The organism is Microbaculum mangrovi (assembly GCF_051390635.1).
Classification (GTDB): domain Bacteria; phylum Pseudomonadota; class Alphaproteobacteria; order Rhizobiales; family Tepidamorphaceae; genus Microbaculum.
In genome coordinates this window covers 318,074-344,233 of sequence record NZ_JBPODT010000001.1, presented here as the reverse complement: position 1 = coordinate 344,233, position 26,160 = coordinate 318,074, and the positions used below count along the sequence as shown (strand labels likewise).

The window sequence follows — 26,160 nt, the reverse complement described above, 5'->3', positions numbered from 1 at the left end:
GTTGGGGATGCTTATCTATCTTGTCGCGCTCGCGGCGTTGTTCGGTCTGCTTTTCGGGTTCGACGAGGGCGTGATCGCGGGTGCCTTGCCGCATATCACCCAGGTGTTCGACATCTCGGCCGGCGAGGAAGGCTTCCTGACGGCGTCGGTGCCCCTGGGTGCCGTCGCCGGTGCGATCGTGGCGGCTGCCTTCGCCGACAGGCTCGGCCGGCGAATGGTGCTGTTCCTGTGCTCGGTCCTGTTCGCCATCGGTGCCATCGCCAGCGGTCTTTCCCACGATGAATGGATGCTGATCTTCGCGCGCCTGATACTCGGCATCGCGATCGGTTCGTCCGCGATGGCCGCGCCGATGTTCCTGGCCGAACTCGCGCCGGCGCGCCATCGCGGCGCGATCGTCTCCGCCTTCCAGCTCATGATCACGGTCGGAATTCTGGTGTCGTACCTCCTGAGCTATGCGCTCGATCCGCTCGGGGCGTGGCGTTGGATGCTCGGCCTGGGTGCCGTCCCGGCGTTGATCTGCCTGTTCGGAATCCTGCGGGCGCCGGAAAGCCCGCGCTGGCTGGCCATGCGCGGCCGGGTCGGGGAAGCGCATGACGTGATCGCGGCGATCCAGCCCCATCTCTCGGACAAAGAAACGCGCCGCATCGTCGACGCCATCGTCCACTCCCACTCCGTCGAAACGCATTCGACCGGATGGCGTGCGTTTTTGTCCGCCGAGGTGAGGCCCATCGTGTTCTTCACGATCGCCGCCTTTTTGCTGCAGCAGGTCAGCGGCATCAACGCGATCATCTACTATGCCCCGACGATCATGGGGCATGCTGGCTTCGATGGCATCACGACGCAACTCGCCGCGACCGTCGGTGTCGGCGTCGTCAACGTCCTGATGACGATCGTCGCCATGTACGCCGTTGACAAGTTCGGTCGCAGGCCGTTGTTCATCATCGGTTTCATCGGCACCGCGATCAGCCTCGCCGTCATCGCCGTGACCATGATGGAATCCACGCCGCCGCTGGCGCCGGTGGCTCTTGTGGGCCTGTTTGCCTATATCGCCTTCTTCGCGATCAGCCTTGGACCGCTGCCCTGGCTCTATATGTCGGAGCTGTTTCCACTTGCCCTGCGCAGCAAGGGCATGGCCATGGCGTCGGTCGCCAACTGGTCCTGCAACTTCCTCGTGGTGTTCCTGTTTCCCGTCGTCGTCCTTAATTTCGGGGCAGCCGCGACATTCGCCATCTTCTGCGCGTTCTGCACGATCGGCGCCGTCTATGCTTGGCGCTATGCGCCGGAGACCAAAGGCGTCACCCTGGAAGACATCGAAAAGCAGCACGCCATGGCGGTGACATGACGCGGCGGTCCGAGCCCGACGACGGTTTGCTCGCTTTCGCCCTTGCCCGCGTCGCCCTGCTGACGGCCTGTTGCGGCCTGCTGTTCGGCTACAGCACCGCGAGTATCGCCGGTTGGCTGGACGAGATCGCCCGGGAATTCGATCTCGACACGTCCGGCAAAGAGTACTTCACCGTTTCGCTGGTGTTCTTCTGCTTCGTCGGCGCGGTCGTTGCGGGGCCGGCCGCGCGCTTCCTGGGGCGGCGCGTGGCGCTCTTGATCGCGTTCGCGCTGGCCATCGCCGGCTATGGTCTCACATTGTTTCATCCGGGCCTATCGTGGCTCGTCGGCGCGCGCGTCCTTATCGGCCTTGCGGTCGGCCTGTCGTCCATGGTCGGGCCGATGTACGCGGCGGAAGCGACGCCCGCGCGCCACCGCGGCAGCGTCGTATCGCTGTTTCAGCTGGCGGTGACGCTGGGCATTCTCGCCGCCTATGCGGTTCCCCTGGCGCTGGAGGATCCCACGCGCTGGGCATCGGCGATCGGTGGCGGCGGCATCATCGCGGTTGTCGGCATTCTGGCTCTGACGAGCGTTCCGGAAAGCCCGATCTGGCTCGATGCGGCCGGGCGGGGGAGGGACGCGGCGTCCGCGGCGGCGAAACTCGGCTTCCTGCATCAGCCGCAAATGGAGTCCGCGCTCGCCGGGGAGCCCGGCGCAAATGGTGCGGCGGGCCTCGATACGCTTGGCGCGCTCCTGCGGAACCGGACCGTCGTCGCGGTTCTGCTGCTGTGCTGCGGGATGTTCATCCTGCAGAACCTCAGCGGAATCGACGGCATTCTCTACTACGCGCCGACGATCTTCATCGAGCTCGGCTTCACCCCGGGCCTTGCGGCGCTCGGGGCCACGTTCGGCCTCGGGGTCATCAACGTCGCCGCCACCGTGGTCGCGATCGCGACCGTCGACAGGCTCGGCCGTCGTCCTCTGGCGATCGTCGGATCGCTGGCGATGATCGTCGGGCTGCTCGGCGTCGTGGCGGCGCAGACGCAGGATTATCCGATGCTCGGCCTCGTCGGCTTGTGCGTCTATATCGCCGCGTTCGCGATCAGCCTCGGTCCGCTGCCCTATGTCCTGATGTCGGAACTCGTTCCCTCGCAGATCCGGGAAACGGGAATCGCGGCGGCGTCGGCGACGAGCTGGCTGTTCAACGCGCTCGTCGCGCTGTTCTTCCTCACCGGCGTTTCCGTCATCGGCCTGTCGGGCGTGTTCTTCTTCTTCGCCGCTGTCTGCGGCGTCGCGCTGGCGATCTCGATGATCTGGCTGCCGGAGACCAAGGGCCGGAACCTCGACGCAATCGAGGACAACGTCACGGCCGGCATGCCGCTGCGCCGGCTCGGGGACACCGCGCCGGTCGCGTAATACGGTCCGCGGGGTCGGAAGACCCCGCCCCGGCGTCTGGGAGGATGGGCCGCCGGGGCGGGCCAAGGTGCTCTCGCGACCGTCCCCCGGATCGCGATCTCGGTACGCCGCACCTCGCGCAATACAATGCCGGCAAAGTATGTGCGTATGGTTAACGCCGCACGCCGGCCGCCGGCGAGAGGGATGGGCCGGACGGGTTGAGCGCAGGCGAAGCAGACTGTATGGTTTTGCTCCTGCAACCGGGGGTAAGCAGTGAAGTCCTTCGCGGCGGTATTCATCTTCACCCAGGTGATCACGAGCCCGGAACTCGGGCTCGTCTTCGTGCTGTGGGCGCTGGCCGTGTGGTATCTCGCCGCCGCCGCCGGGCAGATCGCCGAGGACCGCAGGGCCAGCCGCGCGCTGAAGGCCAGGATGGCCGGCTCCCGGGCCGCTGGAGTGACCGCCGGACCTGGCGGCGGACTATCGGATGACGGCCGCTAGCATCGTGACCGCCAGCGCGGCGGAGATGGCGACGCCGTAGGGCACCTTCCGGCTCTCCACCAGTTCCACCAGCCGCGCCGACCAGGGCGCTCCGGTGCCGAGGACGAGCCAGGAATTGCGGTAGATCGCAAGCATCAGGATCGCTCCGGCCAGCAGGGTGACTGAGAACAGCAGGGCCCCGCCGGGGCCCGCGAACGCGCCGGCGATGCCGAAGAGCTTGACGTCGCCGGCGCCGAGTTTTCCGGCGAGCCAGAACAGCAACGTCATCGCGAACAGCGCCGCGCCTACCGCGAGGTGCGGCAGCGCCGGGCGGGCCCCCGCCAGCAGCCAGAGCGGAAGGAGCGCGAGCAGCAGAACGAGGTCGCGATTGCGGATCTTCAGCGTCGTGAAATCAGACCGGGCGATCCTGGCGAGCAACACGGCCGCCGCGGCGACAACTGCCAACTCCCCGGCCGCCATCCAGTCCACGCGTCACGTCCTGCGCGGATACGAAACGCTGTCGCGCAGCATGGCGAGGTTGTTGGCGACGGTCGGGTTCGCCGGTTCGAGCTCGTAGGCCTTGAGGAAATCCTGGCGCGCGCGCACGAGGTCGCCGCGCAGCAGGTAGGAGTAGCCGCGGTTGTTCAGGTAGACCACCGTGTTGCCGATATACCGGCCGGCCTCCCGGTAGGCGCGGTCGGCGAGATCGAACCGGCGCAGGCGATCATAGGAGGCGGCGAGGCCGAGCCAGGCTTCGGCGTCGTTCGGCATCACCTCGACGGAGCGCTGGAAATAGTGCTGCGCGTTGCCGTAGTTGCCCTGCGCGAATTCCACCTTCGCGACCTGGAGCACCTGGTCGTCGGGGTAGAACTTGGGCGGCGGGGCCGGTTGCAGCCCGCTTTCGGGATTGGCGAAGGAGGAGAAGTCGCCGATGCCCCCTCCGTCGCTCTGGCACCCGGCGAGCGTCATCAGGCCGATCAGAAGGCCGATCTGGGCTGCGCGGCTTTTCATTGTCGGAGTCCCCCTTGTTTTCGAAACCCTAGAAAAAGACGCCGCTCATGCGGATGAAGACGGGGGCGAGCACCATCACGAGAATGACCGGGAAGACGCAGAACCCCAAGGGAAACACCATCTTCACCGGCAGGGCGTTCGCCTTCTCCTCCGCCGACATCATCCGCTTGTCGCGCATCTCGGCGCTGTAGACCCGCAGCGCCTCGTTCAGGCTGGTGCCGAGCTCTTCCGACTGTTGGAACAGGACAGCCAGCGCCCGCGCCTCTTCGATGTTTATGCGCCGGGAAAGATTGTGCAAGGCTTCGCGCATCGTGCGTCCGGCCCGCATTTCGAGCGTCATGACCTTTAGGTGTAGCCCCAGCGCACTGTTGGTCGAGGCCAGTTCCTCGGATACCTCTTCCGTCGCAGCCTCGAGGCCGAGACCCGCCTCGGTGCACACCACCATCATGTCCATGAAATCGGGAAAGGCGCGCCGATAGGCGAGTTCCCGGCTGCGTCCCATGTGGTCGAGCACGAAATTCGGCAGGATCAGGAACAGCAGCGAGTAGGTAAACGTCAGAATGAACAGGAAAGCGACCGGGAAGCCGGGAAAGAAGATACGCCCGGCCGCGAATCCGACGGCGAAGGCGCCGGCCCAGAGGCCGACGCGGATCAGATGGAAAACCGTCGGGCCATTGGGGCCGTAGAAGCCGGCCCTATGCAGGCGGGCGCGGATGGAATCCGGCTCGGCGTTTTCCTCGATTGCGGCGTAATAGTCGGTCAGCGGCAGCAGGGCCCGTGCGCGCTCTTCCTCCTGGCCGGCCAGAAGGGCATGCGTTGGAATGTTCCGCCGCAGCAGTTGCTCGCGAACGCGCCGCCGCGTCTCGAACCGCGGCAGGACCAGGAAGGCGGCGAACAGGAAGGTTGCCACCGCCGCCGCGAATGCCAGCGCCAGAAGGACCCATTCCCCGCCGGCGCCGGTCAGGACGGCGGATAACCGAGTGCCGATCTGGTCGATCATCGGTGCGCCATCCTAGAAATCGAAATTGACCATGCGGTACATGATGAAGTCGCCCACGGCCATCAGCGTGAGCATGCCGAAGATCAGCGGCGACACGATCCAGTGATCCCAGATGTCGCCGAAATAGGTCGGGGCGATCAGATTGATGACGACGAACAGGCCGAACGGAAACAACGAGAGACTGATCGCGGACCAGCGGCCTTCGGAGGAGATAGCCCGGATCTTCCGGCGAAGCTTGAAGCGTTCGCGGATGACTTTTGCCAGGTTAGATAATATTTCGGCCAGATTTCCGCCGGTTCGACCGTGGATCGCGAGCGAAACCACGACGAGCCGAAGCTCGTCCAGGCCGACGCGTTCCAGCAGGTTACGCATCGTGGTCTCGAGGTCGAGGCCATAGGTCAGTTCGTCGGCGACGATCCCGAACTCGCTGCCGATCGGATCGGGCAGTTCGCGCCCGGCAAGCGCCAGGGAAACGGGGGTCGGGTGCCCGGCCCGAAGGCTGCGCACGATGATGTCCAGTGCGTCGGGAAGCTGTTCGGCGAAACGCGCCCGCCGGCGGCTGCGCATCCGGACCAGCACCATGGCCGGAAGGGCGAACCCGACGGCGGCGCCGGTCATCAGCGACAGCAGCACCGAGCGGTCGATCATGAACACGATGATGGCGAGCGATATGCCGGCGATCAGGAACATACCGATGAAGCTGGCGAAGCTGCCGCGGATCCCCGATTGCAGGAACAGGCGGTTCAGCGCCAGCCAGGGCAGGGTGTAGTCGCCTTCGGCGGTCAGCCCGCGCTCCTTGCGCAACTCCTCAAGAACATTGCGGCTGTCGCCGCTATTCCGCATCAGTCCGAGGCGGCGATTGACGGTCCCGCGCCGCGCGCGGCGGCGGCTATAAGCCAGATACAGCCCCTCGACCGCCAGAATGGCGCTGGCGAGCACCATGAAGTAGACGAGATAGGTGAGGGACTGCGCGCCGAACATCACAGGGCCCGCGACGGATCGAAGCTGTCACGCGAGACGTGGAAGCCGAGGGCGGCGATCTCGTCGAGGAAGCGCGGACGGATACCGGTGGCGCGGAACTCGCCGACGATCCGCCCGTCTTCGTCCACCGCCTTCTTCACGAACTTGAATATCTCCTGCATCTGGACGACGTCGCCTTCCATGCCGGTGATCTCGCTGACGCTGATGATGCGGCGCCCGCCGTCGGACAGCCTTTGGACCTGGATGACGAGGCGGATGGCGGACGCGATCTGACCGCGTATCGAACGCTGGTCCATCGGCATTCCGGCCATGCCGACCATCTGCTCCAGCCGCGACAGGGCGTCTCGCGGCGCGTTGGCGTGAATGGTCGTCATCGAGCCTTCGTGGCCGGTATTCATGGCCTGCAGCATGTCGAAGGCCTCTTCGCCGCGCACCTCGCCGACGATGATCCGGTCCGGGCGCATCCGCAGCGCGTTCTTGACGAGTTCGCGCTGGCGGATCTCGCCGCGCCCCTCGACATTCGGCGGGCGCGTCTCCAGGCGGCCGACATGGGGCTGCTGAAGCTGAAGCTCGGCCGCATCCTCGATCGTGACGAGGCGTTCCTTGTGCGAGATATGGGCAGACAGGGCGTTGAGCATCGTCGTCTTGCCAGAGCCGGTGCCGCCGGAGACCAGAACCGAGATCCGCCCCTGGACCGCGGCGGTCACGAGCTCGATCATCGCGGGGCGAATGCTTCCGAATTCCAGAAGCTTCTCGAGGGAATACGGATGCCGGGAGAACTTGCGGATCGATACGAGCGGCCCGTCGACGGCGACCGGCTTGATCGCCGCGTTGAAGCGCGAGCCGTCGGGTAGGCGGGCATCCACCATCGGGGCGGATTCGTCCACGCGCCGCCCGACGGCGGAGACAATCTTGTTGATGATGCGAATGAGGTGCGCTTCGTCCTTGAACCGGATCGGCGTCAGTTCGAGCTGGCCGAACCGCTCGATATAGACCTGGCGGTGCGTGTTGATCAGCACGTCCGTGACGTTGTCGTCCTTCAGCAGCGGTTCGATGGGGCCGAGGCCAAGCATCTCGTCGGCGACATCCGAGACGAGCTGCTCCAGTTCGCGCGCGTTGACGACCACCGACTGCTCGCGGACATATTCGCGCACGAACGGGCGGATTTCGCCGGCCAGTTCCTCGCGCCCGATGCGGTCCAGCACGCCGAGGTTGATCTGGTCGATCAGGTGACGATGCAGCGCCACCTTGGTCGCCAGATAGCGATCGCTGGCCTGCGTTGCGCTGGCTTGGGCTGATTTGGTCTGGTTTGCCTCCCGCGCCGGCGTTGGCGCGAGCGTCGGTTCGCGTCTTGCCTCGCCGTCGATGGCGGGAAGGACCGCCAGAGAACCATCGGCGGAACCATCCGCCTCCGGGCCCTGTCTCGTGCGACTGAAACGTCCCAGCATGTCTGCAACCATAGGGTGAGAACTGTTTCGCCTAAATTACGAGGCGACGATAGCGGCCGATCGGGTTGGCAGCAATTGCCTGGCAAGTCGATTTGGGTGTGAGATTGCGAAGATGCTTAATTCAGACTGCATGTGGAAATGTATTGATTACGTCAAAAGGCGTATTTGGTCTACTTCGAAAGTGTTATCCACGGTAAAACGGGAGGTGATCGCGCTATTTATTAAGATGCTGTCCTTGTTAACTATAGGAAATATCTTTTAAAAACCCGCTTTGACACGCCGATTAACATTCCATTAGGCTTTTACTTGGGGACAGGCCCGGCGCAGCCAACGGTTGATCGTGGTTGAGACGGGGGCGTGTCCGAGCTTTCGAATGGAGGAAGACATGCGTAAGGCTTTGGAAATCGTCAGGCGTTTCCGCGATGAGGAAGACGGCGCCGCGATGATCGAATACACGGTCCTGCTGGGCATCATCACAGTTGGTGTGATTGCCACGGTAGTGATTATCGGTGGCTATCTCGGGAACCAGTGGACGGCTCTCCAGACCGCTCTGCAATCGGCAGGTTGGTCTTGATGGTCTAGCCGACAATCTTTGTGGCCGCCGTGTTGCTTATGCGGCGGCCACAAATCGGCAAACTCTCGGTTTGCGGCACAATTCCTTCGAAATGGCATTGCTCGCCTCAGTACAGGTAGGGCGCGGACGGAGTATGGAGACAGGTAATGCGTGGCAACTCGCTCCTGATGCTGGGCCTCGCCGTCGTCTTCGGCATCGGCGCGGTGGTTGTGACCAAGGTCTGGCTGGACACCCAGCGTAGCCAGTTCACGACCTCGGCCGAGGCGACCCTCTCTCCGACCGATACCGTCGTCGTCGCGGCCACGGCGCTGCGCTTCGGCGACCGGCTGCAGCCCGATAACCTCAAGCAGATTCCCTGGCCGTCCGGCGCGCGTCCGAACGGCGCCTTCATGCGCAAGGAAGAGCTGCTGGAAAGCGGCGATCGCTACGTCATCACCGCGCTCGAGGCCAACGAGCCCGTGCTCGAATGGAAGGTGACGGGCCCCGGCCAGCGCGCCACGCTCTCGGCGGTTCTGGCCGAGGGCAAGAAGGCGGTGACGATCCGCGTCAACGACGTTCTCGGCGTCGCCGGCTTCGTGCTTCCGGGCGACCGCGTCGACATCATGCTGACGCGTCAGGATCGCAACCCGTCGGACGAATCGCGCAAGGCCTACATCGACGTGCTGTTGCAGAACATCAAGGTGCTGGCGATCGACCAGGTCGCCGACGACCGCACCGACGATCCGCAGGTGGCGAAGGCGGTGACGGTCGAAGTCGGTACGGAGCAGGCGCAGAAGCTGACGCTGGCCGCCAATGTCGGGCAACTGTCGCTGGCGCTGCGCAACGTGCTTTCGGATACGGGCGAAACGACGCGCAGGGTGACCATCGGCGATCTCGGCACCGGCGGACCGTTCGTCGAAGCAGAGGAAGACGAGGCCGAAAAGTCGGTGCTGCGGCCGAGCTTCGCCACCGTCGGCGTCATTCGCGGAATGGAACGGTCGGAATACCAGGTGCAGAAGGAACGCTAGTCGATCGGAAGCCGGTGGAGCAGTTCGGCGTAGTCCAAAAGCGTTAGCCAGGCGCGCGCTTCGTGGAAAGACGTATACGCCTGACGAGGGTGTCGCTGGACTACACCACCTTTCCGAAATCGCTTGTGGATGGGGATCGCTGGGTTCTGTGCGCGGATGTTCTGCGCAACCCTATGGACAACTAAGGCAGCAAAGCAGGGTCTCATGGATATGGGGGGGCTAGCAGAAAAAGTGAGCAGGACGGCCGGCATCGCTCGGATGCCAAGGGCGGTCCTGTTCGTCGCCGCGCTGGTCGTCTTCCTGTCGGGCGGCGGCATGTGGGGCGGCGGGATGTGGGGCAGCCGGGCGCTGGCCGACCGCCTCGTCGACTTCTCCGAGGGCGGGGCCAGCGAGATCATGGTGCCCTACGGCCAGTCGAGCACCATCCGCACGACCGAGGAGGTCGGCGACATCCTCGTGGGCGACAAGGAAATCGCCGACGTGCTGCCGCTCACCGACCGCTCGCTCTACATCCTGGGCAAGAAGCCCGGCCGCACCAACGTGGCCGTCTACGACCGCCAGAGCGGCCTGATCGGCGTGATCGACATCGAGGTCGGCGTGGACACGCGCGACCTCAGCTCGGCGCTACGGCAGGCGGCGCCCAATTCACAGGTTCTGGTGCAGTCGGTGAACGGCCGTTTGCGGCTGAGCGGCAGCGTTCCGGACGGGCTGACCCTGCAGAAGGTGCTGGATATCGCGCAGCAATACACCGCGGACCCGGTCATCAACTCGATCCGCGTGCTCAACGCCCAGCAGGTACTGCTTGAAGTAAGGTTTATCGAGGCCAGGCGCGACGCCGGCCGCGACCTCGGCGTGAGCTGGAGCGTGCGCGATCGCGACACCGGTCTCGGCCTGCGCACCGGCCGGTTCTTTCCCCCGACCAGGATCGACAACGACGGCGTGCCTTTGGCCCAGGTCATCAGTCCTTTCATCGGCAGTGCGGTTCCGTTCGGCACCTTTGTGGCGCGCGTGCTGGATGAGGGGGTCATTGCCGATGTTCTGATCCAGGCGCTCGAGGACAAGGGCCTGGCGCGGCGGCTGGCCGAACCGAACCTGACCGCGCTGTCCGGCGAGACGGCACAGTTCCTTGCCGGCGGTGAAGTTCCCATACCGGTCGCTCAGGACGACAACACCATCAGTATCGAGTTCAAGAAGTATGGTGTGTTGCTGCAGTTTACCCCGGTCGTGCTCGATGACGGCACGATCAACCTGCGACTGGCGCCAGAGGTCAGCCAGGTGGACTTCACCAACGCGATCCGTACCCAGGACATCGAGGTGCCTGCCTTTATCGTCCGGAATGCGCAAACGACGGTCGAGTTGAACGACGGGCAGAGCTTCGCCATCGCGGGCCTCCTGCAGAGCGACAGCGTAAGGACGCAGGAACAGGTGCCCTGGCTGGGACAATTGCCGGTGCTCGGCGCCTTGTTCCGGTCCTCGTCTTTCCTTAAGCAAGAAACCGATCTCGTGATCATCGTCACGCCGCACCTTGTGAGGCCGGCCAAGCCGGGCGAACCGCTCAAGACGCCGCTGGACTCGGCGCGCCCCTCGAACGATCCCGAGTTCTTCGCGCTCGGCATGTTGGAGGTGAACGACAAGATGCTGCGCAGCTTCGAAGAGGGCGCCGGCGTCGTCGGTCCCTTCGGCCACATCATCGAGCTACCGCCGGGACAGTATAATGCCTACACAAAATACTAGACTTCGTTGGCCTTCCGTCGCGGCGCTGCTCGTGGTCGGTGCCACGCTCGGCGGCTGCGCCGACTATCTCAACCACAGCGACTATGTGACGTTCGCGGCGCCCGACGCCCAGAACACGAACATAGCGGTCCAGACGATCGATCCCTGGCCGCCGGCGTCCCGCCGCGCGCTGACAGGCGGTAGCGGAAAGCGGATCGAGACGGTGACCGAGCGGTACACCAACCCGCCGGATCCGAAACAGCAGCAGTCCGTCGTCAACGTGAATATCAACAACTAGAGGGCCACGCCGAGCGAGAGGTGCGATGTTCAAACGCTTCGCCCGTTCCCAGGACGGTTCCGCCCTCATCTTCGTGACGGTGACCCTGCCGGCCCTGATCGGTTTCGCCCTGCTCGCCGTCGATGCGTCGCGGGTCTACAACCTTCACTACGACCTGCAGAAGGGCGCGGATGCGTTCGCGCTCGCCGCGGCGGCGGAGTTGGATGGCACGGGCGATGCGTGCATACGTGCCGACCGCGCGATCGACAATCTGCTTTCCAACACCCACAACTTGTCCGACCTGGGCTTGCACACGCTGGCCCGCGGCGATGTCGCCGTACGGTACCTGAATAATCTTCCGGCCAACGATGACACGCCAATCCCGGCCGGTTTTGTCGTGGATTGCGCGACCGAGGCGACAGACGCCCGTTTCGCCGAAGTCAGGATCAATCCGACGCAGATCACCTCGATCTTTCCCGCCTCGTTCCTGGGCGGTGCGAATACCCAGAACTATTCGGCAAGCGCCGTCGCCGGTTACGGCTCTGTCGTGTGCGATTTCACGCCGATCTACATCTGCAACCCTTACGAAACCACGCCCGGTGTTTCCGAACCTTCGCTGGAAACGGTCGTGAACACGCGCAGCCTGCGGCGTCGGCTGATCCAGCTTAGAAAACAGGGGGGAGGCGAAGCGCAGAACTTCCCCGGCAACTACGGGTTCCTTCAGCCGCCTGACGGGAGAGGCGCAGACGCTCTGCGGGAATCGATCGCGCGCGTGCATCCCAACGCCTGTTTCTCTGCGCGCGGCGTGGAATTGCATACAGGGTACATCGCGTCCGTTAGACAGGCGATCAACGTTCGATTCGACATCTATGAGGGGTCTTTCAATTCGGCCAAGAACAACCCGACCTATCGACCCGCCAAAACGGTGCGGAAAGGATACAAGGACGGAAACGGCGCGAACGGGGCCTGCAATCCGGAACCGGAGACGGTCGAGAACGGCTTCATGGGGCTGCCGCGGGACGGCTGCTTCTATTCGGGATCGTGCACGACGCTCGGTGGCGATGCTGGCGGAAGGCTTGGCGACGGCGATTGGGATCTCACGACATATTGGACCACAAATCATCCGTCGAGCAGTTTCCCGGCAGGATCGACATGGGCGGATACGGCTGCAAGCAGGCCGACGCGTTACGAGGTCTATCTCGCCGAAAAGGCTGATTTGTCGCTGAACAGTGAGGCGTCGGTCGGCGGAGAGGTCGGTGGACCTCAGTGTTACGGCGGAGGCACGCTCAACGACACGCCGGATCGGCGACTTATCTATGGTGCGGTTCTCAACTGCAAGGAACTCGAGACCCTCTACGGACCGATCAACGGGAGTTCCGCGCCGCCTCTTCCGGTGGAAACATTCGCCAGCTTCTTTCTGACCGAGCCGCTGCCCACTGGCCCGGACGACGATATCTTCGTGGAGCTGGTCGATATCAACAGTGCGCAGGGGCAGGGCTCGCTGTTGAATTTCGCGCGCGACGACGTGCAGCTTTTCCGGTGAATCGCCATGCGGAGAGCAGGCGTTCCACAACGGGTTTTCGATTTCGCGGCGGACCGGCGCGGCGCCGCACTCGTCGAAATGACGGTCCTCCTGCCGTTCCTGCTCGTCCTTTGCGCGGGCGTCTTCGAGTTCGGCAGTCTTTTCTATCAGAAGATGCTCGTGGAAACCGGCGTCCGCGATGCCGCGCGATATCTGTCGCGGTGCACGCTTGCTGAATGCAGCGAGGCGAAAGCGATCAACATCGCAGTCTACGGCGACCCGGCCGGCGGTACTGCCAGAGTGGCGGGTTTGGACGTCGGCGACATCTCTGTCACCTATGTGCCTTTTTCCAACGACGACGGCGCCGGAAACAAGCTCTATCGCGGCGGGGCGACGATCCAGGTCGTCCGCGTGGAGACCACTTATTCCTATACCGGCGGCGGGCTGCTGGCTTTTCTGCAGAACCTTGGAATCGTCACCAGTCCCATCGACATTCGCGTCGCCCACGAGCAGCGGGTGATCGGATGGTGAACCGCCGTGCGCGCGCCTTCCTTGCAGAAAACGAGGGCGCCACGATGGTCGAAATGACTTTGGTCATCGTGCTGCTTTTCCTGGTGACGCTCGGATTCGTGGACTTCGGATACGCGCTCTATCAGTGGAACCAGGCGTCCAAGGCGGTGCAGGTCGGCGCGCGGCTCGCCGCCGTGTCCAATCCCGTGGCAAGCAATCTGACCGCGGTCGTCGACGGCTTGAACACAGGAGTCACTCCGGGTGACCCAAGTGCCGGGTATTCCGTGCGCTGCAACGGCGCGACATCGTCGTGTACAGGCGGTGGAACGTTCAGTGCCGCAAACATGAACCGCATCGTCTTCGGTGCCGATGGTGTTTGTGGTCCCCCTTTCGGCGCGGGCGCGCGGGGCATGTGCGACGTCTTCCAGAGGAACCCATCGCTGGGGCCTGCAAACGTCGTGGTCGAGTACACTTACAGCGGCCTCGGCTACGCCGCCCGTCCAGGTGGTCCCGTTCCGACGATCCGTGTGCAATTGCAGGACCTGACTTTCAATTTCTTCTTCCTCGCCGGACTCCTTGGCCTCGGGCAGATGGAGATTCCGCCAATGACCGGTACCATTACCGGTGAAGATCTCTCGACGACATACTAACGGTGAATTCGCACATGGGACCGGGACCCGCGCCGGATCGGCGCATCATAGTGGTGATTTCGCAAAGCGCCGATGTGCGGCAAGCTCTGAGGTCGCGCCTGTCGGCCGTTCCCGCCTACGAGGTCATCGACCTCGATATCGGCGATACGGGTCCCGGCAGCGCGGGATCCACATATGCGGATCTTGTCCTCATCGATGTCGGCGACGGCGAGGTTCTCGACAATCCGCAGCTGGCAGACGTGCTTCGCGGAACAGGGGACGCGCCGCGGATCGTCCTTTCGGGAGACATGTCCGCCGAAGGCCTGCGCCGGGTCGTTCAGCTCAGTGCGTCCGATTGGCTCAAACACCCGATCGACAACCGACAGCTTCTCGAAGCCGTCGCCGCGCAGGTCCAGACCGTGCGCCATGGCCAGAACCGCGTGTTGGCGTTCGTGCCGGCGGTCGGAGGCGCCGGTGCCACGTCGCTGTCGATCGCCGCGGCGGCGTCGGCGGCGAAATCCCGAAAACGCGCCGGAAGCATCGAAACGTGCCTCGTCGACCTCGACTTCACGCGGGCCGCAGCCGGAACCTATCTCGATCTTGCCGGTTCGGAGTTCGATGTAGGCGAACTCGTTCAGCATCCCGAACGGATCGACCTGGAGCTGCTCGATATCATCAAGCGCGAGCACGCTGCCGGCTTCGCCGTGCTCTCCCTTCGCTGCCCGCATCTGGAATGGTGGCCTGGGGCGGACGAGTTCATTTTCCGCCTGCTCGATATCGCGGCTTATCGCTATCCGACGACGGTGATCGATCTACCCTCGCACGACGCGCCGTGGCGACAGGGCGTGCTCAACGCCTCGGATCTGGTGACGGTGGTGACGGAAGCGACGATCCCGGCGTTGCGTTTCGCCCGCGACCTCTACGCTGCCGCAGAGGGGGGCGGAGTATCCGCCGAACGTCTGAACGTCGTCGTCAACAAGGTGCGGAGCGGCCTGTTTTCCAAGGACCTGTCGAAAACCGAGATGAAGTCGGTGTTCACGACCTCGCAGCTGACTTTCCTGCCGGAGGACTGGGCGCTCGCGTCTGAAGCGCTGAATCGCGGGCTTCTCTGGCGCGACCTCGGCGCCCGGTCCGGGGTGGTCAAGGAGTTCGAAGCATGGCTCGAACCCCATGTTGCAGCAAAGAAGAGCAGATCATCATGGTTCAAACGATCGTGAGCGCCCTTGCGCCAGTCGTTCTGGCTCTCGGGATGGTGCTGAACTGGTCATACGACGTCGCCGCGCAGGGGCAGCAATGGAGCGTGCCCCGCACGCTGGGCCCGACCAGCCGGCAGGACGTTGCCTACACACAGGATATCGCCGCGGGGTCTGTCGTCGTCGAAACCGGCGAGCGCGCCCTGTACCTGGTGCTGCCCGGCGGCCGGGCCTACCGGTATGCCATCGGGGTCGGGCGCGAGGGCTTCGGCTGGACAGGTGTCGCACGGGTCGGGGCGAAACAGGAATGGCCGGCGTGGCGACCGCCGGCCGAGATGCGGGCGCGCAAGCCGGGTCTGCCGGAGTTCGTTCCGCCTGGTCCGCACAATCCGCTCGGTGCGCGTGCGCTGTATCTATACCAGAACGGGCGCGACACGCTTTACCGCATTCACGGCACGAACGACAACGAGGCCGTCGGCGCGGCCGTCACCTCGGGGTGTTTTCGGTTGAGCAACACGGACGCGATCGACCTGTACAACCGCGTTCCGATCGGAGCGTCCGTCGTCGTTCGGTGAGCGTCTAGTGTGCGGTGAGCGTCTAGAACGTGTATCTGAACGTCGCGCGCACGATATGCCCGCGAATCTTGTTGTCGAGGCGCCAGTTCTGCGGGACGACAACGAGATCAGGCCCCTGTATCTGATAGTAGAGATACTCGACGCCAAGCGTGTCGTGCTCGGTCAACCGATATTCCAGGCCCGCGCCGATGGTGTAGCCGGCCTCCCAGGAATCGGACGTGACGGGAGCGAAGGCGAACGGGCCCGTGGTCGCGACGGATTGGGCGGAGGTGGTTATCTTGGCGAGCGCCAGACCGCCGGTGATATAGGGCAAGGCGCGATCGAACCGCACGCCGATGCGCGCGCGCACCGTCGTGAACCATTCCATCTCGCTGCGCACGGTCAACTGTGGTGACAGCAATGACGGGCTGACGGCGGGAAGGTACATGCGCCCGCCGGCGCTCCACGACGCGAAGTCCGTATCTGCGGAGACGCCGAAGACGACGCGGCTGAATTCCCTGTCGTAGCCGATCCCGATCCCGCCCGAAAAACGGGCGTCTTCGTATCCGGAACCGGAGGCCGGCTCAGCAATGAGCTCTCCCCATTGGGCACCCAAGTGGGCGCCCCACCAAAGTCCATTCCAGTTGTAGACGGGGTTTCTGGTGATAAACGGGTTATCCGCGCGCGCAGATACGCATGTCAGACCGAGACCCAACAAAACAGCTACGACGACGCGCGCGCGCAACAAACCTACTTCCCCCGCTCCCTGACCATTGGCCGCCTACCGTCGGTTTTTTGGGGTGCCTTCCGAAAGGAATTCTATCGCGCCTCGCGCCGGCAAAGGCAGCAATCAGCAAGATAACGTTAACGCATTTTCGGCATCAATTCGGAGTGATCAGAAGTACGCACCCCATACTCCTATTGGCTCCCGTCGCTGCCTTTGCATGGTTGACGGCGATCGCGGCATCGATGGTGCTGCTCGGATTTTTTCCGTCGAGCTATCTGTTGTGGTTCGTGAATCTCGAACTGGTCCAGCCGAACCGCGAGCTTTTCTATCTGCTTGAGTTGATTTTCGGGCCGAACGGCTACGGCATCGTCGTCTTCTGCCTGTGTGGATATCTCGCCGGTCTCTGGGCGTTCCGAAGCCGGAACCGGATCGCCCTGTTCCTGATATCCCATCTCTCCGTTCTATTGCTGGCGATCCCGCTCGTTCGCTCGTGGGAGCCGTTTGGCACGACGATGGATGGCATATTGCTGCCCGGGCCGAATGTCCTGTTTCTGGTGCCCGCCATCGCGGCCTGCGCTGTTGTCCATATTTCGTTCGTTACCGACATTCGGCGCTACTTACAGTCCGAGATGCTGTGGAGGCAGGGGTAGCCCGGTTCGCCAATTTGGGCGCGGCTGGGCTTCTGGCGCTGTCTGCAGAAATATTCGCGCGCCCTTAATCCGCGATGGACCGATCAGCCCCTCATTGTTCCCTGAAGAACAGCGGCTGATCCGCGACTTCGAAAAATCCGTCGCCGGCCTTTCCGGTTTCCTTGACGAAGAAGCCGCCCGACGTCTCTGGCGCGGCGGGGTCGGATTGCGCGACGGTCGGGGCAGCGGGCATCAACGGCAAGGCCTTTTCCATGAAGTCATGGGAGATCTGGGCCGGTAGCGAGCCCCCGGTGATACCGTGCATCGGGGTTTCGTCGTCATTGCCAACCCAGACGCCGACCACCAGATCGCCAGCAAATCCGACGAACCAGGCGTCCCGGTACGACTGGCTCGTGCCCGTCTTTCCCGCGACGGGCTGATGCAGGGCGGCGCGACGGCCGGTCCCCTGGTCGACGACCATTCGAAGCATTTCCAGAAGTTCGCCGCGGTGGTCTAGCCGGGGGCGCTGTTTCTTCATGGCGTTTGTCTCGAGGCCGTAAGGCTCGACCGCCATCACACCCGCGGCAACGGACGCGTAGGCGCCGGTCAGATCCAGAAGCGTCACACCGGAGGTTCCAAGCGCAAGACTTCCGACCGCGTTCAGGTCCGCGTCGATGCCGAGGTCGCGGGCCGCGAGAATGATCGCGCTGGTGCCCACCGCGTTGCCCAAACGGGCCGCGATCGTGTTGACGGACCGCGCGAAGGCCTCCGACAACGAGATATATCCGTAGTACCGCCCATTGTAGTTCTTCGGCAACCAGCCATCTATGTCGACCGGCATGTCCATCACGATGTCGTCGGGACGATAGCCGAGGCGCAGGCCGGCCAGATAGACGAAGAGCTTGAACGCGGACCCCGGCTGCCGCCGGGCCTGGTAGGCGCGATTGAACTGCGTCTTGCCCGGATCCAGTCCGCCCACCATCGACAGAACCGCACCGTCGCGACGCATCGCGACCAACGCGATCTGAGAGACTCCGGCCCCTTTCGCGCGCGCGCTGGCGAAGGCGTCCCGCACGGCCGTGTCGGCGACGGATTGCAGTTGCGGATCGAATGTCGTTCGGACGGACATGTCCTCCTTTCCCTCGTATCGAAGGGTGGAGATGGCCCACTGGGCAAACCAGACGCCGGGGTCCGGGTCCGAACCGGCCGAGCGGATCGAAAGCGGCTCCCGTCGGGCTGCATCGGCTGCCTGCCGCGTGAGCTTTCCGGCATCGACCATGGCGGTCAGCACCACGTCTGCCCGTTCGGTTGCCCGCTCAACGGACGACTGCGGGTTCAAGAGGGAGGGGGCGCGGATCAATCCCGCCAGAACGGCGGACTCGCGGACGCCGAGGTCACGCGGTTTCTTACCGAAATAGCGGTCGGACGCTGCGGCCAGACCGATGGTCCCGCCGCCGAAATAGGCATGATTGAGATAGCGCAGCAGGATCTCGTCCTTGCTGTAGGCCGCTTCCAGCCGCAGGGCCAGGATGACCTCCCGCATCTTCCTTTCGAAGCTCTGCTCGCCGCCGAGGAAATCGATCTTGGCCAGTTGCTGCGTGATCGTGCTGCCGCCCTCGACGACCTGTCCGGCGCGCGCGTTGCGAAGCCCGGCGCGCAGCATCCCGAAGGGGTCGATCCCGAAATGCTGGTAGAAGCTACGGTCCTCGATGCTCAGCAGAGCATCGATGAAATGGTCCGGGAGATCTTCCCTCGTGACCGGCGACTGGCGATGTGGGCCGAACTCGGCGAACGGTTCGCCGTCCGCGGCCAGCAATACGATCGTCGGGTCTCGGCGAACGGGTTCATCGATCCGCGTCGGCACCGCGTCCAGAATTGGCCAAAGCCAGGCCACCAGTATCAGTCCGGCGGTCAGACCCAACGCCGCGGGAACCGTGGAGACAGCCCGCGTGAAGGCGGAGCGTCGCGCCTTCGCTCGTTTCCCGCGCGTGGCCGTTGCGTGGCGTTGCTTCACGGCAAAGCCGTCCATGACCGGACCTGCATCCACCCTCTCACGGAAGGGATCGCTTTCGATCGCGAAGAGTAGCCGGAAAACGATCCGCGATGAAGTTCCTGAAAGGCGATAACCAATTGGGAGGGCTTTGCCGGTTGCCGTCGCATCGTCCACGGCGACAGCAACGAAACGGTCCCAAGCGTCTCGTTCCAGATGAAGCGTGTGTGCTTGAGGCGTTGAACCAGCCGCTATTCCTGCGACTTCTACGCGATAGGGGACGCCTGCGGCGGGCTCTTGCGATAGAGTGCGCGACCCGCCGCAGCGTCTGGCGAATCCGTATGGTTCAAGGCAGAATCCAAGAAGCGCTTGTTTCTCAACGAAGGCAACGATCTCGCAATGCATGAATTGGCCAAGGCCGGTCTTCGGGCCATGTGCCCGGGACATCGGGATTCCCTGACAGAAAAGATCCCCGCGAAGGGCGTTCCGGACGTTGATCCCGGCGTCTGGTCAGCACCCGCTGCGGTGCGCGAAGACTTGTCCGAGCGCGACTGATGGGCGTGCGTTTCGATTTTGCCGGCAAGCGCGTGCTCGTAACCGGCGCAAGTCGCGGCATCGGATTCGCGGTGGCCGAGGCCTTTGCGACGACCGGCGCCGATCTGGTCGTGCTCGCGGAGGACGACGCGGTTCGCTCCGCCGCCGAGCGCCTGTCGGCGATAGCGGCGCGCCCCGTTTCCGCCATCGTCTGCGATATCTCCGACCGGGCGTCGGTTGTCGCAGCGCTGGCCGACATGGGCGAACTGGATATCCTGATCAACAATGCCGGCCTCGAGCGGCCCACGCCGCTCGCCGAACCGGATTCGTCCATCGATGATGCCTTTGCCCGGGTGATGGCGATCAACGTAGCCGGTACCAACAACGTGACCCGGATACTCGCTTCGCGGATCGCCGAGGGCGGCCGGATCATCGTCACCGCCTCGATCTGGGGCAAGACCGCGGTGCCGGACTTCTCGGCTTACGTGGGCTCGAAACACGCGCTTATCGGTATGACCCGGGTCTGGGCGCGCGAGCTTGGCGCGCGTCGGATCACGGTGAACGCCGTATGCCCGGGCTGGGTCCGTACCGAGGCATCGATGCGCTCGCTCGCGGCGATGGCGGCACAAACCGGAGCGGATGAGGACGCGCTGCTCGGGGAGATCGTCGCCGGGCAGGCAATCGGCGGGTTGATGGAACCGGCCGACGTGGCTTCGTTGTACCTCTTTCTCGCCTCCGATGACGCGGCCAACATCACCGGCCAGGCGATCAATGTGGACCGGGGCGAGGTGATGGCATGACCGGGACCCTGGCCGGCCGGACGGCGCTCGTCACCGGTGGCAGTCGCGGCATCGGCCGCGCCATTGCGCTGGCCCTTGCCCGAGAGGGCGCCAGTGTTGCGATCTGCCATCACGGTGATGAACGGGCCGCCGAAACACTCGCGGACCTCCAGACTTTGAGCTCCAAAAGTTTCGCGTTCGAGGCCGATGTTTCGCGCGAGGACGACGTCGTCGCCATGCTAGCTGAGGTCGCCGCGCGGTTCCGTACCCTCGATATCGCCGTCAACAACGCCGGCATTCTGCGCGAAGCCCCGATCCTGGAGACAAGTGCCGCCGATTTCGATCGTGTCGTGGCGGTCAACCTGCGCGGTACGTTTCTTGTCGGCCGCGAGGCGGCGCGGCTCATGCTCGATCGGCCGGCGGGTGCGTCGCCCGCCCGCATCATCAATCTGGCATCCGACCTTGCCTTCCTCGGTCGCGAAGGAATGGCGGCCTACAGTGCGTCGAAGGGCGGCATCGTCGCTCTGACCCGCACCTTCGCGACGGAATTTGCCCCGCATATTCTCGTCAACGCCATCGCGCCCGGGCCAGTGGATACCGACATGACGAGCCCGGCGACCATGAGCCCCGAGGCACTGGCGCGGGATCTCGACATTCCGCTTGCCCGTTTCGCCGCGCCCGAGGAAATTGCCGCGCTGGCCCTCTATCTCGCCGGGGACGGGGCGCGCTTCGTGACCGGCCAGTGCTATGGCATCAATGGCGGCAGTGCTATGCCGTGACCACCTGTTGAGGACACTGTCTTGAGCGATCCATTCTTTCAGCCGGTCTCCGGCTTCGATCTGCCGCGCTTCGCCGGCGTGCCGACCTTCATGCGGTTGCCGCACGTTTCCCTGGATGATCCGCGTATCGCCGAGGTCGGGATCGGGCTCGTCGGCGCGCCGTGGGACAGCGGCACGACCAACAGGGCGGGGCCCCGCCACGGGCCGCGCCAGCTGCGCGACCTGTCGACCATGATCCGGGCCGGCAACGGGGCGACCGGCGTCCGGCCGTTCGAGCTGGTGAATTGCGCCGATCTCGGCGACGTGCCGCCGAACCCGGCCGATCTGCAGGACAGCCTGGACCGTTTCACCCGGTACTATAGCCGTATCCGGGAGGCCGGCATCGTGCCGCTGACCGCCGGCGGCGATCATCTGTGCACCTTGCCGATCCTGCGCGGCCTCGCCGCCGACGGACCGCTCGGCATGATCCATTTCGACAGCCACACCGATCTGTTCTACAGCTATTTCGGTGGCTCGATGTACACGCACGGGACGCCGTTCCGCCGCGCAGTGGAGGAAGGGCTCCTCGACCCCAGGCGCGTGGTCCAGATCGGCATCCGCGGAACGGCCTACGACACCGAGGACCGCGATTTCGCGGAGTCCGTCGGCATCCGGGTGATCGCGATCGAGGAGTTCTTCAAGCGCGGCATTGAGGATGTCATGGCCGAGGCCCGGTCGATTGCCGGCACGGAGCCGACCTATGTCTCCTACGACATCGATTTCGTCGATCCGGCCTTCGCGCCGGGCACGGGCACGCCGGAGGTCGGCGGGCCGAATTCCTTCCAGGCGATCCAGGTCGTGCGGGAACTTAGGGGCGTGAACATCGTCGGTGCGGATCTCGTCGAGGTGTCGCCGCCGTTCGATCCTTCCGGCGCCACTGCCTGGCTCGGGGTGTCTTTGATGTTCGAACTGCTCTGCGTGATGGCCGAGCAGATGGCCGCGGCGAAGTGAAGCCGGGGAGGGCGTGATGCCCTCCCGCGGCCTATGTGGGATGTGCTAGCGCCAGTGGGTCTTTCTGGTCTGGCCGTTCCGCGCCACGTGCGCCTCGGCCAGTAGACATACCATTTCGAAACCCAGCGCCGCGGCGATGTTTGCCGAAATGCCGTTGGGATCGTAGGGCGGGCAAAGTTCGACGATGTCGGCCCCGACGATGTCCATGCCGCGCATGCCGCGAATGATCTGGACGACCTCCCGCGTGGTGAAGCCGAACGGCTCGGGCAGTTGCGTCCCGGGCAGATAGGTCGCGTCGATGCCATCGGTGTCGAGGGAGAAGTAGAACGGCCCGTCGCCGATGACGCTGCGGATCTCGTCCAGCAGGCCGGAGACCCCCAGATCGTAGCATTCATGCATCGGAATGATGCGCGCTCCCGCTTCCTTAGAGAAGTCCCAGTACGGGCTGAGCGACCCGCGCATGCCGATCTGGATGGTCCGCTCTGGATCGATTGCCTCGTCGAGCATGGCGTTGAGGAAGACCCGGCAATCGTTCAGACGATCGCCCTGGAAACTGCCGCGCGCGGTGTCCGCATGGGCGTCGATCTGAACGAGGCCGACGCCCTCGCCGGACGCGAGACCGGTCAGGATCGGATGCGACATCGTGTGGACGCCGCCTACCGAGAACGGGGTGATGCCCTTACGGCGGAAACCGGAGAAGGTTTCCTGGATCGTCTGTACGCAGGAGGAAACGTCGTGGGGGCTCTCGAACGAAATGTCGCCGATATCGGCGACGCTGAGCAGTTCGAACGGGATCGTCTTCCAGACGTCGTGAACCGGTCCGCGGACTTTCGACCATTCGCGGAAAGAGCGTGGCCCCAGCCGCGTTCCGGCCCGGACCGGCGCGCTCGCCTCGAACGGTATCCCGACCAGAGCCAGATCGACCTGGTCGAGATCGGTCTTGCGGGGCGCATTGAAGAACGTCATGTCTCCGGCATAGACGTCCGAGAAGACGGGCGCGTTCTCCGCCTCCATCCGCCGCAGAAACGCGTCGATCGCCGGATCGCTGCTCTGCAGGAATTCCCCTTCGGCGAGCGCGCGAAGGCGCGCCCGCTTCTCTTCCGAAAATGCCGCCATGGCGTTCTCCCTTCGCAGTCTTATGCGCGTCAGCGGTTGGCTTCTGCGTTGCCGGCCAGCATCTCGAGGATGAGCCGGACCGCCAGACGGCTGGTGATGCCGTCGTGGTCCCAGGACGGCGACACCTCGACCAGGTCGCAGCCGTGGATGCCGATCCGGCCGAGCTCGTTGGCCATGGCGATCGCCTCCCGCGAGGTCATGCCGCCCGGGGCGGGCACGCCCGTTCCCGGTGCGTAGGCCGCGTCGACCGCATCGATGTCGTAGGTGATGTAGACGCCGTCCGCGCCGTTGTTCGCCACGGCCGCCGCCTTGCGTGCCACGGCGCGGGCGCCTTCTTCCCAGATCTGCTCTGCGGGGAAGACCGTGATGCCCTTGTCCTTGATGTAGTTGAGTTCAGACTTCGGGTTCATCCAGCCGCCGGTTCCAACGATGGCGATGCGGCTGGGATCGAAGCCGGCGTCGACCGCGCGCGTGATCGGGCAGCAATGGCTGAGCGTTTCGCCGTTCAGCGCCTCGGCCGTGTCGAAGTGCATGTCGACCAGGACCAGGCCGGGCTTCTTGTACTTCTTGGCGAAGGCGCGGACGCAGGAAATGGTGATCGAGTGGTCGCCGCCAATGGTGACGGGCATCGCGCCGCCTTCGAGGATCTCCGTGACCATCGCCTCGGCGCGGTCGATCGTCTGCACGGCCGCTCCCGGATTCACGGGAACATCGCCGCAGTCGGCCATCTTGTAATGATCGTTCAGGTCGACGCCGGTATTGGCGTTGAAGAAGGAGAACTGGTCGCTGACGTCGCGGATCGTCCGCGGGCCGTAGTTCGCGCCCGTGCGGCTGATGCACATCGCATCCCACGGAAAGCCCAGGACGGCCGCGGTTATCCCTGCTTCCTTGAGATCCGCCGCTTTCGCGGGCATCGACGGGAGCCGCATGAAGGTTCCGTGCGTGCCGGCATGGAGCAGGCCGGAAAAGGCGTTTTCGTCAAAAGTGGCCGTCATGGTCGTTATCTCCTCGCGGCATTGGGGCAGGGGGCGATTCCGGCCATGCGCCGGACTCGGTTAGGGGGACGGGCAACGCGACGACAGGTCGGCCGGTCTCAACCGGGTCTCCTGACGGGCAGAAGACGAAGGACGCGGTCGCGAAGCGAGACGATGCCGTTTGGCAGCAGCAGAAGCGTGAGCACGACCACGAGGCCGAGCAGAAGCAGGCGCGTATTGCCCGCGCTGCGCAGGAGCTCGTTGGCGATGGTGACGATGAACGCGCCCGCGACCGCACCGGGGAACTTGCCGATGCCGCCGACCGCGAGCATCACCATGGCGAGCAGGAAGAACTCGTTGCCGAGGATCTTCGGCGTGACGACCGAGGTGTAGTTGGCATAGAGCGCGCCGGCGAGGCCGGTAACGGCTGCCGAGACCATGAACGCGAGCAGCTTGTAGCGGAAGTCGCTGACACCGAGCGAGCGGGCGAAATCCTCGGAATCGCGCAGGGCCATGAACGCGCGGCCCATGCGCTGGCGCAGGACGATGAAATAGACGGCGTATATCGCGGCGCTCGCGACGATCAGCGTCAGGAAATACCAGGCCAGCGTATCGCGCGGACCGAATGTGATACCGGCGATCTCGATCGGCGGGATACCGTAAAGGCCGAGCGCGCCGCCGGTGCCCCATGCCTTGGCCTTGAGGATCAGTGGCGGCATCGCGAGGTGGATGGCGAAGGTGAAGAGCGCGACGTATTCCCCCTTCAGCCGCAGGCACGGTAACGCCACCAGCAGGCCGAAGCCGGCGACGACGACGGGGGCCATGACGAGCGCGGCCACAGGCGGAACGCCAGCCTGCGTGGTCAGCATCCCGACCGCATAGGCGCCGGCGGCGAAGAAGACGAGCTGGGCGTAGTTGAAGATACCGGCATAGCCCAGCACCATGTCCCAGCCGGCGACGACCAACGACCACAAGAAGCACAGGATCAGCACGTGGCGGATGTAGGGATCGTCGATCAGGTAGCCGGCAACACCCAGCGCGGCGACACAGCCCAGATAGGCGAGCGTTTGTGTCCCGGCCAGTCGGCGTCGGCGCGTCTGATTGTCGGTCGGCTGCTTGGTTGACATCGTTATATCGCTCATCGCCAGAAACTCACTTGGCCCAGACGCCCATGAGACCCTGCGGCCGGATCATCAGCACGATCAGCAGCGTCAGAAGCCAGACCGGCATCGTCCACGACGCCCCGATCTCATAGACGACGAAGGCCTCGATCAGTCCAAGGATGAAGGCGGCGACAACCGCACCGCGCGTGCTGCCGAGGCCACCGAGGACGACGATCACGAAAGCCTTCAGGAACAACTCCCAGCCGCCCTGCGGCGACACGAGAAAGATCGGGCCCAGCAGCATGCCGGCGACGCCGGTCAGCACGACAGACAGGCCGAAGGTGAAGCCGAAGACCTGGTTGACGTCGATCCCGACCTGCTTGGCGCCCTGCATGTCCTGCGCGACCGCGCGCACCGCCTGACCGAAGCGGTGGGTGTGCAAGAACACCTCCAAGCCGACGAGGATGGCGATCGCAATGCCAAATACAGCGACCCGGTAGGAGGAAATAACCGCTCCGAAGATCGTGACGGTTCCCTCGACGAACGTCGGCAGGGGACGGGGCACCGGTCCGAAGATCAGCAGATTGGCGTTGTCCAGCAGGAACGCGAGACCGAGCGTCACCATCATCGTGTTGATCTTCCAGTCCGCGCCGCCCCTGAACGGGCGGATGAGCACGCGCTCCAGCCCGACGCCGGCGATGAACAGGAGGATGATGAGGATCGGTGCGGCGACCAGTAACGGGAGACCGAAGACGCCGACAGTGAGCACCCAGGCGAGATACGCGCCGGTCGTGTAGAGCGAGCCATGTGCGAAGTTGAGGATGCGCGCGGTCCCGTAGACCATCGCCAGACCGAACGCCATGATGCAGTAGACGGCCGACTGCGCGATCCCGCCTATGAAAACCTCGACGTACTGATCCATAAC

27 protein-coding genes are annotated in these 26,160 nt (G+C 64.4%); 16 read left to right on the top strand and 11 right to left on the bottom strand.

Going from position 1 to position 26,160, the window contains the following annotated elements; genetic code table 11:
• The first annotated feature begins 1 nt into the window (after position 1).
• From ACSF9G_RS01685 to ACSF9G_RS01675, 3 genes are all read left to right on the top strand, one after another.
• Complete coding sequence (locus ACSF9G_RS01685; protein ID WP_436637627.1) at positions 2-1,342, top strand: sugar porter family MFS transporter; 1,341 nt, start codon at positions 2-4, stop codon at positions 1,340-1,342.
• A complete protein-coding gene (locus ACSF9G_RS01680) occupies positions 1,339-2,736 on the top strand; it encodes a sugar porter family MFS transporter (RefSeq protein WP_436637625.1) in 1,398 nt (465 codons plus the stop codon). The genes ACSF9G_RS01685 and ACSF9G_RS01680 overlap by 4 nt, the downstream gene beginning before the upstream one ends.
• Before the next feature lie 252 nt (positions 2,737-2,988).
• Positions 2,989-3,216 (top strand): hypothetical protein, encoded by a 228-nt coding sequence (locus ACSF9G_RS01675; RefSeq protein WP_436637623.1) that lies wholly within the window; start codon positions 2,989-2,991, stop codon positions 3,214-3,216.
• On the opposite strand, the gene ACSF9G_RS01670 is transcribed toward ACSF9G_RS01675, so the two are convergent.
• Genes ACSF9G_RS01670 through ACSF9G_RS01650 form a run of 5 tightly spaced genes read right to left on the bottom strand, consistent with a single transcriptional unit; the run spans position 3,196 to position 7,647 of the window.
• On the bottom strand, positions 3,196-3,675 hold the full coding sequence (locus tag ACSF9G_RS01670; RefSeq protein ID WP_436639628.1) for a prepilin peptidase: 480 nt from the start codon (positions 3,673-3,675) through the stop codon (positions 3,196-3,198). The genes ACSF9G_RS01675 and ACSF9G_RS01670 overlap by 21 nt on opposite strands.
• Before the next feature lie 12 nt (positions 3,676-3,687).
• Complete coding sequence (locus ACSF9G_RS01665; RefSeq protein ID WP_436637621.1) at positions 3,688-4,206, bottom strand: tetratricopeptide repeat protein; 519 nt, start codon at positions 4,204-4,206, stop codon at positions 3,688-3,690.
• A gap of 28 nt (positions 4,207-4,234) precedes the next feature.
• Positions 4,235-5,206, bottom strand: coding sequence for a type II secretion system F family protein (locus ACSF9G_RS01660; protein WP_436637619.1), 972 nt, complete (start codon positions 5,204-5,206; stop codon positions 4,235-4,237).
• Positions 5,207-5,218: 12 nt separating this feature from the next.
• Positions 5,219-6,187 carry a type II secretion system F family protein gene (locus ACSF9G_RS01655; protein WP_436637617.1) on the bottom strand — a complete coding sequence of 323 codons (969 nt, stop codon included), beginning with the start codon at positions 6,185-6,187 and terminating at the stop codon, positions 5,219-5,221.
• Entirely contained in the window at positions 6,187-7,647 is a 1,461-nt protein-coding gene (locus ACSF9G_RS01650; RefSeq protein ID WP_436637615.1) for a TadA family conjugal transfer-associated ATPase, read from the bottom strand. The genes ACSF9G_RS01655 and ACSF9G_RS01650 overlap by 1 nt, the downstream gene beginning before the upstream one ends.
• A 361-nt stretch (positions 7,648-8,008) precedes the next feature.
• Here ACSF9G_RS01650 and ACSF9G_RS01645 point away from each other — a divergent pair, with 361 nt between their 5' ends.
• The 9 genes from ACSF9G_RS01645 to ACSF9G_RS01605 all read left to right on the top strand — a co-directional run bounded on the left by ACSF9G_RS01645 (position 8,009) and on the right by ACSF9G_RS01605 (position 15,635).
• The gene (locus ACSF9G_RS01645; protein ID WP_436637613.1) at positions 8,009-8,209 is read left to right on the top strand and encodes a Flp family type IVb pilin; all 201 of its coding nucleotides are present in this window, start codon (positions 8,009-8,011) and stop codon (positions 8,207-8,209) included.
• Between the two features lie 146 nt (positions 8,210-8,355).
• Positions 8,356-9,216: a Flp pilus assembly protein CpaB gene (cpaB, locus tag ACSF9G_RS01640; RefSeq protein WP_436637611.1), complete on the top strand. Its 861-nt coding sequence runs from the start codon at positions 8,356-8,358 to the stop codon at positions 9,214-9,216.
• Between the two features lie 258 nt (positions 9,217-9,474).
• Positions 9,475-10,950, top strand: coding sequence for a type II and III secretion system protein family protein (locus ACSF9G_RS01635; protein WP_436637609.1), 1,476 nt, complete (start codon positions 9,475-9,477; stop codon positions 10,948-10,950).
• The gene (locus ACSF9G_RS01630; protein ID WP_436637607.1) at positions 10,931-11,227 is read left to right on the top strand and encodes a hypothetical protein; all 297 of its coding nucleotides are present in this window, start codon (positions 10,931-10,933) and stop codon (positions 11,225-11,227) included. Before ACSF9G_RS01635 ends, ACSF9G_RS01630 begins: the two co-directional genes overlap by 20 nt.
• Before the next feature lie 25 nt (positions 11,228-11,252).
• Positions 11,253-12,749, top strand: a complete 1,497-nt coding sequence (locus ACSF9G_RS01625) for a pilus assembly protein TadG-related protein (protein WP_436637605.1) — start codon at positions 11,253-11,255, stop codon at positions 12,747-12,749.
• Between the two features lie 6 nt (positions 12,750-12,755).
• Complete coding sequence (locus ACSF9G_RS01620) at positions 12,756-13,259, top strand: TadE/TadG family type IV pilus assembly protein (RefSeq protein WP_436637603.1); 504 nt, start codon at positions 12,756-12,758, stop codon at positions 13,257-13,259.
• A complete protein-coding gene (locus tag ACSF9G_RS01615; RefSeq protein WP_436637601.1) occupies positions 13,253-13,888 on the top strand; it encodes a TadE/TadG family type IV pilus assembly protein in 636 nt (211 codons plus the stop codon). The genes ACSF9G_RS01620 and ACSF9G_RS01615 overlap by 7 nt, the downstream gene beginning before the upstream one ends.
• A gap of 14 nt (positions 13,889-13,902) precedes the next feature.
• Positions 13,903-15,084, top strand: a complete 1,182-nt coding sequence (locus tag ACSF9G_RS01610; protein ID WP_436637600.1) for a CpaE/TadZ family protein — start codon at positions 13,903-13,905, stop codon at positions 15,082-15,084.
• The gene (locus ACSF9G_RS01605) at positions 15,066-15,635 is read left to right on the top strand and encodes a L,D-transpeptidase (protein ID WP_261616282.1); all 570 of its coding nucleotides are present in this window, start codon (positions 15,066-15,068) and stop codon (positions 15,633-15,635) included. The genes ACSF9G_RS01610 and ACSF9G_RS01605 overlap by 19 nt, the downstream gene beginning before the upstream one ends.
• Before the next feature lie 22 nt (positions 15,636-15,657).
• On the opposite strand, the gene ACSF9G_RS01600 is transcribed toward ACSF9G_RS01605, so the two are convergent.
• A complete protein-coding gene (locus tag ACSF9G_RS01600; protein WP_436637598.1) occupies positions 15,658-16,359 on the bottom strand; it encodes an outer membrane protein in 702 nt (233 codons plus the stop codon).
• A 224-nt stretch (positions 16,360-16,583) separates the two neighbouring features.
• Between ACSF9G_RS01600 and ACSF9G_RS01595 the strand changes: the two genes are divergently transcribed.
• Positions 16,584-16,991 (top strand): hypothetical protein, encoded by a 408-nt coding sequence (locus tag ACSF9G_RS01595; RefSeq protein WP_436637596.1) that lies wholly within the window; start codon positions 16,584-16,586, stop codon positions 16,989-16,991.
• Between the two features lie 91 nt (positions 16,992-17,082).
• On the opposite strand, the gene ACSF9G_RS01590 is transcribed toward ACSF9G_RS01595, so the two are convergent.
• A complete protein-coding gene (locus ACSF9G_RS01590; protein WP_436637594.1) occupies positions 17,083-19,137 on the bottom strand; it encodes a transglycosylase domain-containing protein in 2,055 nt (684 codons plus the stop codon).
• Between the two features lie 377 nt (positions 19,138-19,514).
• On the opposite strand from ACSF9G_RS01590, the gene ACSF9G_RS01585 reads away from it, so the two are divergent.
• From ACSF9G_RS01585 to ACSF9G_RS01575, 3 genes are read left to right on the top strand one after another with little or no spacing between them, the layout of a single operon-like run.
• Positions 19,515-20,294: an SDR family NAD(P)-dependent oxidoreductase gene (locus ACSF9G_RS01585; protein ID WP_436637592.1), complete on the top strand. Its 780-nt coding sequence runs from the start codon at positions 19,515-19,517 to the stop codon at positions 20,292-20,294.
• Positions 20,291-21,052, top strand: a complete 762-nt coding sequence (locus ACSF9G_RS01580; protein ID WP_436637590.1) for an SDR family NAD(P)-dependent oxidoreductase — start codon at positions 20,291-20,293, stop codon at positions 21,050-21,052. Before ACSF9G_RS01585 ends, ACSF9G_RS01580 begins: the two co-directional genes overlap by 4 nt.
• Before the next feature lie 21 nt (positions 21,053-21,073).
• Positions 21,074-22,042, top strand: coding sequence for an agmatinase (locus tag ACSF9G_RS01575; RefSeq protein WP_436637588.1), 969 nt, complete (start codon positions 21,074-21,076; stop codon positions 22,040-22,042).
• Positions 22,043-22,087: 45 nt separating this feature from the next.
• Here ACSF9G_RS01575 and ACSF9G_RS01570 read toward each other — a convergent pair whose 3' ends face one another.
• The 4 genes from ACSF9G_RS01570 to ACSF9G_RS01555 form a co-directional block, all read right to left on the bottom strand.
• Positions 22,088-23,158, bottom strand: a complete 1,071-nt coding sequence (locus ACSF9G_RS01570; protein WP_436637586.1) for an arginase family protein — start codon at positions 23,156-23,158, stop codon at positions 22,088-22,090.
• Between the two features lie 29 nt (positions 23,159-23,187).
• Positions 23,188-24,153: an agmatinase gene (gene speB / locus ACSF9G_RS01565; protein ID WP_436637584.1), complete on the bottom strand. Its 966-nt coding sequence runs from the start codon at positions 24,151-24,153 to the stop codon at positions 23,188-23,190.
• 98 nt (positions 24,154-24,251) lie between these two features.
• Positions 24,252-25,259: a branched-chain amino acid ABC transporter permease gene (locus tag ACSF9G_RS01560; RefSeq protein ID WP_436637557.1), complete on the bottom strand. Its 1,008-nt coding sequence runs from the start codon at positions 25,257-25,259 to the stop codon at positions 24,252-24,254.
• A gap of 25 nt (positions 25,260-25,284) precedes the next feature.
• Positions 25,285-26,157, bottom strand: coding sequence for a branched-chain amino acid ABC transporter permease (locus ACSF9G_RS01555; protein WP_436637541.1), 873 nt, complete (start codon positions 26,155-26,157; stop codon positions 25,285-25,287).
• Between the last annotated feature and the right edge of the window lie 3 nt (positions 26,158-26,160).

Excerpts from the sequence above, each read along its gene's own strand:
- ACSF9G_RS01680 (WP_436637625.1), top strand. The coding sequence starts at position 1,339 with ATGACGCGGCGGTCCGAGCCCGACGACGGTTTGCTCGCTTTCGCCCTT.
- ACSF9G_RS01670 (WP_436639628.1), bottom strand. The coding sequence starts at position 3,675 with ATGGCGGCCGGGGAGTTGGCAGTTGTCGCCGCGGCGGCCGTGTTGCTC.
- ACSF9G_RS01665 (WP_436637621.1), bottom strand. The coding sequence starts at position 4,206 with ATGAAAAGCCGCGCAGCCCAGATCGGCCTTCTGATCGGCCTGATGACG.
- ACSF9G_RS01660 (WP_436637619.1), bottom strand. The coding sequence starts at position 5,206 with ATGATCGACCAGATCGGCACTCGGTTATCCGCCGTCCTGACCGGCGCC.
- ACSF9G_RS01655 (WP_436637617.1), bottom strand. The coding sequence starts at position 6,187 with ATGTTCGGCGCGCAGTCCCTCACCTATCTCGTCTACTTCATGGTGCTC.
- ACSF9G_RS01650 (WP_436637615.1), bottom strand. The coding sequence starts at position 7,647 with ATGGTTGCAGACATGCTGGGACGTTTCAGTCGCACGAGACAGGGCCCG.
- ACSF9G_RS01645 (WP_436637613.1), top strand. The coding sequence starts at position 8,009 with ATGGAGGAAGACATGCGTAAGGCTTTGGAAATCGTCAGGCGTTTCCGC.
- cpaB (WP_436637611.1), top strand. The coding sequence starts at position 8,356 with ATGCGTGGCAACTCGCTCCTGATGCTGGGCCTCGCCGTCGTCTTCGGC.
- ACSF9G_RS01635 (WP_436637609.1), top strand. The coding sequence starts at position 9,475 with ATGCCAAGGGCGGTCCTGTTCGTCGCCGCGCTGGTCGTCTTCCTGTCG.
- ACSF9G_RS01630 (WP_436637607.1), top strand. The coding sequence starts at position 10,931 with ATGCCTACACAAAATACTAGACTTCGTTGGCCTTCCGTCGCGGCGCTG.
- ACSF9G_RS01625 (WP_436637605.1), top strand. The coding sequence starts at position 11,253 with ATGTTCAAACGCTTCGCCCGTTCCCAGGACGGTTCCGCCCTCATCTTC.
- ACSF9G_RS01620 (WP_436637603.1), top strand. The coding sequence starts at position 12,756 with ATGCGGAGAGCAGGCGTTCCACAACGGGTTTTCGATTTCGCGGCGGAC.
- ACSF9G_RS01615 (WP_436637601.1), top strand. The coding sequence starts at position 13,253 with ATGGTGAACCGCCGTGCGCGCGCCTTCCTTGCAGAAAACGAGGGCGCC.
- ACSF9G_RS01610 (WP_436637600.1), top strand. The coding sequence starts at position 13,903 with ATGGGACCGGGACCCGCGCCGGATCGGCGCATCATAGTGGTGATTTCG.
- ACSF9G_RS01605 (WP_261616282.1), top strand. The coding sequence starts at position 15,066 with ATGGTTCAAACGATCGTGAGCGCCCTTGCGCCAGTCGTTCTGGCTCTC.
- ACSF9G_RS01595 (WP_436637596.1), top strand. The coding sequence starts at position 16,584 with ATGGTGCTGCTCGGATTTTTTCCGTCGAGCTATCTGTTGTGGTTCGTG.
- ACSF9G_RS01585 (WP_436637592.1), top strand. The coding sequence starts at position 19,515 with ATGGGCGTGCGTTTCGATTTTGCCGGCAAGCGCGTGCTCGTAACCGGC.
- ACSF9G_RS01580 (WP_436637590.1), top strand. The coding sequence starts at position 20,291 with ATGACCGGGACCCTGGCCGGCCGGACGGCGCTCGTCACCGGTGGCAGT.
- ACSF9G_RS01570 (WP_436637586.1), bottom strand. The coding sequence starts at position 23,158 with ATGGCGGCATTTTCGGAAGAGAAGCGGGCGCGCCTTCGCGCGCTCGCC.
- speB (WP_436637584.1), bottom strand. The coding sequence starts at position 24,153 with ATGACGGCCACTTTTGACGAAAACGCCTTTTCCGGCCTGCTCCATGCC.
- ACSF9G_RS01560 (WP_436637557.1), bottom strand. The coding sequence starts at position 25,259 with ATGTCAACCAAGCAGCCGACCGACAATCAGACGCGCCGACGCCGACTG.
- ACSF9G_RS01555 (WP_436637541.1), bottom strand. The coding sequence starts at position 26,157 with ATGGATCAGTACGTCGAGGTTTTCATAGGCGGGATCGCGCAGTCGGCC.